The 7,486-nt window shown below is 44.7% G+C and carries 3 protein-coding genes and 1 pseudogene; 3 read left to right on the forward strand and 1 reads right to left on the reverse strand.

Annotated features, from left to right (window positions below; translation table 11 throughout):
• The first annotated feature begins 469 nt into the window (after positions 1-469).
• Both ACQY6F_RS17505 and ACQY6F_RS17510 read left to right on the forward strand, forming a co-directional pair.
• Complete coding sequence (locus tag ACQY6F_RS17505; protein WP_428776275.1) at positions 470-2,110, forward strand: phosphoethanolamine transferase; 1,641 nt, start codon at positions 470-472, stop codon at positions 2,108-2,110.
• Between the two features lie 191 nt (positions 2,111-2,301).
• The gene (locus tag ACQY6F_RS17510) at positions 2,302-2,616 is read left to right on the forward strand and encodes a rhodanese-like domain-containing protein (protein WP_428776277.1); all 315 of its coding nucleotides are present in this window, start codon (positions 2,302-2,304) and stop codon (positions 2,614-2,616) included.
• A 790-nt stretch (positions 2,617-3,406) separates the two neighbouring features.
• Here ACQY6F_RS17510 and ACQY6F_RS17515 read toward each other — a convergent pair.
• Positions 3,407-5,719, reverse strand: coding sequence for a starch-binding protein (locus tag ACQY6F_RS17515; RefSeq protein WP_428776279.1), 2,313 nt, complete (start codon positions 5,717-5,719; stop codon positions 3,407-3,409).
• An 831-nt stretch (positions 5,720-6,550) separates the two neighbouring features.
• Here ACQY6F_RS17515 and ACQY6F_RS17520 point away from each other — a divergent pair.
• A pseudogene (locus tag ACQY6F_RS17520) lies at positions 6,551-7,486 on the forward strand (xanthine permease); the annotation flags it as partial.

Raw genomic sequence — 7,486 nt, forward strand, 5'->3', positions numbered from 1 at the left:
ACCTGTAGTGCAGGTTCTTGCCAACCGCTATATAGCCTGAGCAATCAACAGACGATCGTCTCGCTTTTATCTAAGCACGAGGTAGTATAGTAATTTTTCCTAACCTTTCATTAGCTTAAGTAAATCTTAAGTTTCAGCTGATATATTCCGCAATTAACCGGTCAGGCTTGCGTCCAGAAAATGGAAATCGGGCTGATTATGTTTTGATTGTAATAGTATGGTTTCGCTGTGAAATGTGACGCAAAGTATGATCTTGATACATTTTAAGACACAAAAATACAGTTCACTACATATTAATAAATTATGATATGGGGTATCGTAAGCGATTATATAATTTCGCATAGTAATATGTTTGTTAATATAACCTATTGTAATGAATTGAGTGTTACCTATAAGCGGGACGCTTAATTCAATTGAGGTTGTAACAAACTTCGCCGTATTTACACATTATTTGGTTTTGGCTTTAAAAATGAATTTAACCGAGAAAAAATCGGGTTTATCCTACACCGGGGTCACCTTTTTACTGGCGCTGTTCTTCGTCGCTATCGTCAATCTTCCCGTTTACTCTGCTCTCAACGACATTTTCAGTAAACTGGACGGCGTTAAGTTAGGTTTTGTCATTTCCATCCCTATCTTTTTCTTGGCCGCGTTTAACTTCTTGTTCAATATTTTCAGCTGGCCCTGGATAACCAAACCTTTCTTTATTGTACTGATCTTGATGTCTGCGGCCGTTAGTTATGCTGGTTTTAACTACGGCACTCTGTTTGATGCCGATATGATCGCAAACTTTGTCGAAACAGATTCCGGCGAAGCGACGGCATACGTTAGTACTTATTCGACTGCATGGATCATTGGCATGGGTGTGATCCCAGGGCTAATTTTGTTCTTTGCACCGATTAAGCCAGCTAAGTCATTTGTCAGTCTTATCCTAAGAAAACTGGGTTCCATGCTGGTATCTCTCGCGGTGATAGGCGTAGTGGCGAGTCTGTACTACCAGGACTACGCATCGGTTGGCCGTAACAACACCTATTTAAGACAGTTAATCATACCTACCCAATTGGTTTACAGCATAGGCAAGTATGTAAAACGTACCTACCTGACTAAGCCAATGGTGTATCAAGAGCTTGGTCTGGATGCGCAACAAAAGCCGCATGCACTGGCTAGTGCCGATGAAAAGCCAACCTTGATGGTATTTGTACTGGGTGAAACAGGCCGGGCGCAAAACTTCGAATTAAACGGCTATGATCGTCCAACTAACCAATATACTCGAGACCTGGACGTAATTTCATTCCAGGATGTCGACTCTTGTGGTACCGCGACGGCGGTTTCCGTTCCTTGTATGTTCTCTGCGTTAACCAAAGATAACTTTGAACGCAAAGTGGCCGATCATCAGGACAATTTCCTGGATATTATGAAGCGGGCTCAAGTGGATCTGTTCTGGTTAGAGAATGATGGTGGTGACAAAGACGTCGCGAAAAATATCCGCAAGATTGAAATCGACCGCAAACGGAAGGACGATGTCTGTAACGGCAGTACCTGTTATGATATGGCGTTACTGGAAAACTTTGAAGACAATGTAACCAGTATGCAGGGTAACCGTATGTTGGTGATGCATCTGATCGGTAGCCATGGCCCAACATACTTCCAGCGTTACCCACGAGAGATGGCTAAATTCCAGCCAGACTGTCCGAGAGCAGACATTGAAAACTGCAGTGTTGAGCAAATCGTCAATACCTATGACAATACAGTGTTGTACACAGACTACGTATTGGCTCAGACCATCGAGAAGCTTAAAGACTTGGAAAGTGAGTACAACACGGCGCTGTTTTACATCTCAGATCATGGCGAATCGTTAGGGGAAGATGGCCTGTTTTTACATGGTATGCCTTACGCATTGGCCCCGGATTATCAGACCAAAGTGCAGACTATGGTGTGGACTTCACCTGGCTTTGAACAGCAAAAGTCATTAAACAAAAAGTGCTTAAAAAACGCTGCTAACAAAGAGAATTACTCCCACGACAACGTGTTCCATTCGATGCTCGGGATTATGGATGTCTCTACCGACGTCTACCAACCGGATATGGACCTGTTCGCAACCTGTCGTAGCTAGCTGCTTTATTCGTTTCGATTACTTTGCATAAAACCACCACTGTGTTCAGCGGTGGTTTTTTTATTGCAGGCTGTCTGGCCATTTTAAATCGAGTAAATTAGCAAAAGCTAAAATAATAGTTGACACCGCCTTGTTCAATTAATAAATTAGCAATTGCTTAATTAGATTAACCTACATTTAAAAGGTCGATTATGTTTGGATTTCTACGCCGTAATACCAACTCTGTACAACTGGATCCTGAAATGCTGGCAGAGGCGGTGCTGCTTGATGTACGAACTCCACAGGAGTTCGCAGGAAACAGTATTCAAGGCTCGCTGAATATACCGTTACAAAATCTGTATGGATTTATCAATCAAACGAAGGACAAAGAGCGAGCACTGGTGGTTTATTGTGCATCGGGTATGCGTTCATCTCAGGCAGTCGAATTACTGAAAAGTGTTGGGTTTAAAAATGTACACAATGCAAAAACAGTGAAGGGCGCGTTAGCCTTATGTGCTGGCAAGTAACCGTTCAGGCCGACAAGTGCAACTGACTCAGGCAGACCCGAACACAATCCATGCATTAATTGGCTGCTTAGTGCAAAGGCATACATCTGTGTTCGGGTCAGGTTCATGAGTGAATGATTAGGCGGGTATCAGTACCTGGTCAAAATACTGACTTAAGCTGGCGTAGTCATCCAATGCCAGAACATCAGCGACATAATGGTCAGGAGCTAAGACGAGACTTGGCTTTGTGGAATCATGCAGATAGAAGTGGTCGAACAGAAACCCTCAATGTGTAGGAGATACCCCAGCTATTCAAGCTGCAAACTGATAAGCAAACATCAACGTTTTACTTAAATCTATAGAGCTACTTAAGTAGGATTGGTTGGGTATTATTCGCATGTTATAAATCTATCATCTAAGCTTTCTGCAACGTGAGTTTTGCCTACTTGGCACTTGCAACGTCTCGTAAGGAACCAAGACATGCTGGAATATCTCGTCGCATCGGACCTACTAACCAATGTGGGACACACCTTTGACAGGCTGGTAAATGATTCGGATGTCATGTTACCCGCCGGAATTGCTGTTGCAACAATTGTGTTTTTAACTCTCTATCGTAGACGATAGAGACATGGGCGCCCGTAACCAGCGTCGGATGACCCGCATCTATAAACACGATGACATGTCGGGTATCGAGCAGTATTCCGATGTCTGTTTACGCCGCGTATGGCACGTTTAGCGCTGAAAGTTAACCATGCAAATTGATACAGCTCCGATCGTGAAGGCGTTCGGAGCTGTTAGTTTTAGGCGTCTGTTACTGTTGGGTAACCGTGATGGCTTTGCTGCTGCCGTTAAACTGAATCAGGTAGGTGGCATTGTCGCCTACCTGATAATCGGCCGCAGGATAAGATTCTGTCCAGTTGCCATCGTCTATTTTAAAACGTGCCGGACTTTCTTCGCCGCTAAACGTTGCTGTAGTGCTGTACAGGCCAGTGGTAGTGTTGTACTGAAGTTGAGTTAATCCCCATCCATTAGACGTACCACGGAAATACCATATCTGGTTGCCAGTTGATGGTGCCTGGCAGTTTTCAAGGGTAGTCCACTCACCGTTGGAATAGCATAAATCTGGAGCGCTAGCTGACAGATCCCCGGTTTGATTCGCCCCCTGATCGCTAAAGATTGCATTGAGAGAGCTAATATTTACACCAAAATCGTGACAATAAATCCCATTTTGCTCAGTCAATGCAACACCGGGCCAGGTGCCATTTTCGACGGCTGTGTCCGCTGCTACGCTCCAGTAATACATGTGGGGAAGCGCGAACCCGGCTGCGTTGTCATAACAAACCTGGCTCTCAGTTGTTGTACTGCCGCCCGTGTTTCCGCCGTTAGAATTAGAGCCGGAAATAGTAAAGCCGCAATCTTCCAGAGATAGCCAGGCGTTGTTAAGGTAACACGCTCCGGTTGAGCTGCTTAGATCAGCCGTTTGAGCACTACCACTATCCGAAAAAATCAGGTTAACTGCGCTTACCTCTGCGCCAAGGTCGTAACAATAGAAGTCACCGTTATTTTCCATACTAACACCAGGCCAGGTCCCATCAGCCAAGGTTCCTTCCGGCTGTGCAGCCCAGTGATACATGGTAGGAGTCGTAAAGTTTGCGTTGTTATCGTAACAAATCGCTGTAGACGCTACGGGTGATTCTGGTGTTGGGGTAACAGAGCCGCAATTAGAACATGGCTGCCCCAGTTTTGCACCGACATGAATTGCTGCTGCGTCCTGAGCGGCGACGGTAAAATGGGCATAACCCTGACTGTCAACGGTGACCGTGGGGCCACTACAACTTGTGTCAGACTCAACAAAATCGCCAGCGATTATGTCGCAGTATTCGCCTTCTGGCATGCCAGTAGCGAAGCTTTGATCAATGGATTTGCTGTTGTCGCGGTTGATAACGACAAAACCTAAGCCACCGCGACCAAACGCAATCTGGTTGTAACCATCGTCCCACCAGCCTGTCACTTGCCACTGCGGAGCCGTGTGATTGCGGAAAGCCACCATGTTGGCGACGCCACGCCACTTGTGCTCACAGACCCAGTCACCACCATTAAAGCCACACGCATTACCCGTATGGACGCCGGTACTTGGCGGGCCAGCATCAAAGTCGTTGAAGTAGTATCCTGACATTACCTTTGGATAGCCGTAGGGGTAGGCGAGGGTAAACACGTTGCCCAGGAAATAGAGATTGCCAAAGTCCTGATGACTCAAGACCTGGCCGGGATTGTGCCTTTCTTCGTCATGGTTGGTGACAAATGTGACTGCATCGCTGCTAGCCAACCAGCCGCTCCAGGAACCGATCCCCTGCAGATCTTTAATGCCGCCATTTTTGAACTTAGGTCCGATAGTGCGGGCAAAATTAAACTCTGTTACATCACCAATAGACGTATACTCGCTGGTTTGTACCGGTTCGCCAGCTGCACCGATAACTTCCTGATAGATGTACGGCGTGCCATTGAGTTTGCTTTTGATCGCGGCAATATCGGTGGCGGGTATGTGCTTTGCTGCATCAATACGAAAACCCGCGACACCCATACCAATCGCATCGTTCATGTAATCAGCTATTTTTTGCCGTACATACTCAGATTCGGTTTTAAGATCGTTTAACCCGACCAGGTCACAGTTCTGAATTGACCAGCGGTTGGAATAATCAATGTCATCAGTGCATGTATGGAAATCGTTGCTGCCAAACGGGACTTCGGGAAACGAACGATCTGCTGCGGCCATATGATTAATCACCGCATCAAGATAGATATCAACACCAACAGCTTTACAACGCTGAACCATGTTGATGAACTGGTCGCGGTTACCACTTCGACCTTCAAAGGCGTAACTCATAGGTTGATAGCGAGCCCACCAGGCACTATTGCTGACACTTTTTTGTGGTGGAGATACCTGTACTGCGGCAAAGCCTTTCGGACCTAAAAACGTTTCGCACTCTGTTGCGATATCAGACCAACTCCATTCAAACAGATGGACAAAAGCGGTTCGCGGCACTTCGTTTTGGGCGGCGTTACCAGTATTAATTAGTCCTCCAAGCAAAAGAAGTCCGGATAGTAAACTACTTTTGAAATTCATAACCTTTCCTTAGTTTAAAAGTATTTAAAATTACATTTGCTATAAAAATGCTTTCATATTTATAGCAACTGGAAACGATACGAAAAGCGCAGTAAAAATCCGCTGATGAATTAATGTGATGTGAGATCAATCATTTAATGTAGTAGTACAATTTTTGCAAACAGACACCTGGTCACATTGTGTACAGATGTAAAGTGTGATTGCAGAGGGATATAGTATAACTAGTTATCAAAAACTGATTTGATTTGATGTTTATCCCAAAAATACCGGCCTGGATCGGACGAAATCTACGCCGAATTTGAAAACGATCACTAAGTGTAGGTATACAGCTCTGTCGATTGCATAACATCCAGTTTTGTCTGAAGTTTCGATTATAGGGGAGGTGTTTGACTAAATACCTATGGAACAATTCATATATCAACTTACTGAATTAGAATAATAATTAGAGACTTAGAGGTCTGATGTAAAATTACAGTCCTCTCCGTGATAGCGAGCAGTATTAAGAATTTAAATGACCATAATTAGATTAATAAAAGCACAAACTAATCGACTTGTGATAAAGAACAATTCTATATCCAAATATAACCGCGCCACACAACAAGATTAATGGTGATGCTTATCACGGATAGTGGTCGCGTTTTAATCTTTATGTTATCCATCTGTTACAAGATGTAAATAACGTACGCTGTTCATGTTTGAAATGACAGTAGCATTATGTTTATCAATTCTGGCTATTGGTTTTAATAATTTATATAAAGCAGCCTTCTTTGTTAGATTTTATTTGTTCGTTAAAACACTAACCGAATAATTAAATCACAATAGGATGCTATTATGGATATAAGTAATATTTGGCGAAAAGGTGACTGGGCCGCATTTTTTGGCTTGTTTACCAATAACTTGACCAACCTTTTAACAATGATGGGGTTATTGTTATTTGTCGTTGGTATTCCCAAAGAGTTTGTTATGGGGCAGGTCGCGCCAGCATTTGGTCTCGCGGTAATGTGTGCGAGTATATTTTATGCCTGGTTTGCCTACAAACTGAAAAAAGAAACCGGCCGCGACGATGTCACCGCGCTGCCATCCGGACCAAGTGCCCCATCGATATTTACGGTGACATTCCTGGTTATCATGCCGGTCTACCAGACGACGCAAGATGCTCAGTTTGCCATCCAAATCGCGCTGGTTTGGTGCTTCGTTGAAGCGATGATTCTGCTGGTAGGTTCGCTTTTCGGCGATACTATTCGTCGTATCGTACCGCGCACTGTTCTGCTGTCCTGTCTTGCTGGTCTTGGTTTAACGCTATTGGCCATGAACCCGATGTTGCAGGCATTCACCACTCCCGTTGTTTCTTTTGTTGTACTCGGTCTGATCTTCATCAACTGGTTTGGTAAAAGCCCAATTTTCCCGAAAATTCCTACCGGTTTACTGTTGATCATTGTCGGCACCGTGTTGGCATGGCTATTTGGTTTGCAGTCGCCTGCAGCGATCGTAGCAGCTCTTTCCGATGCCGGTTTTAACCCGCCACAAGTGCACATTGGTGATTTCCTCGATGGTATTCCGCATGCACTGCCATATCTGGCGTCTGCTGTTCCACTAGGCCTGGCTAACTACGTATTCGACTTGGAAAACATTGAAAGTGCCGATGCAGCGGGTGATGCCTATCCCACTCGTAAGATCATGACGGTAAACGGCTTGTCCTCAATGCTGGGTGCGTTTATGGGTAACCCATTCCCGGTAACTGTTTATGTAGGCCATGCCGCATATAAA

It is taken from the genome of Vibrio sp., assembly GCF_050299255.1.
Taxonomy (GTDB): Bacteria; Pseudomonadota; Gammaproteobacteria; order Enterobacterales; family Vibrionaceae; genus Vibrio.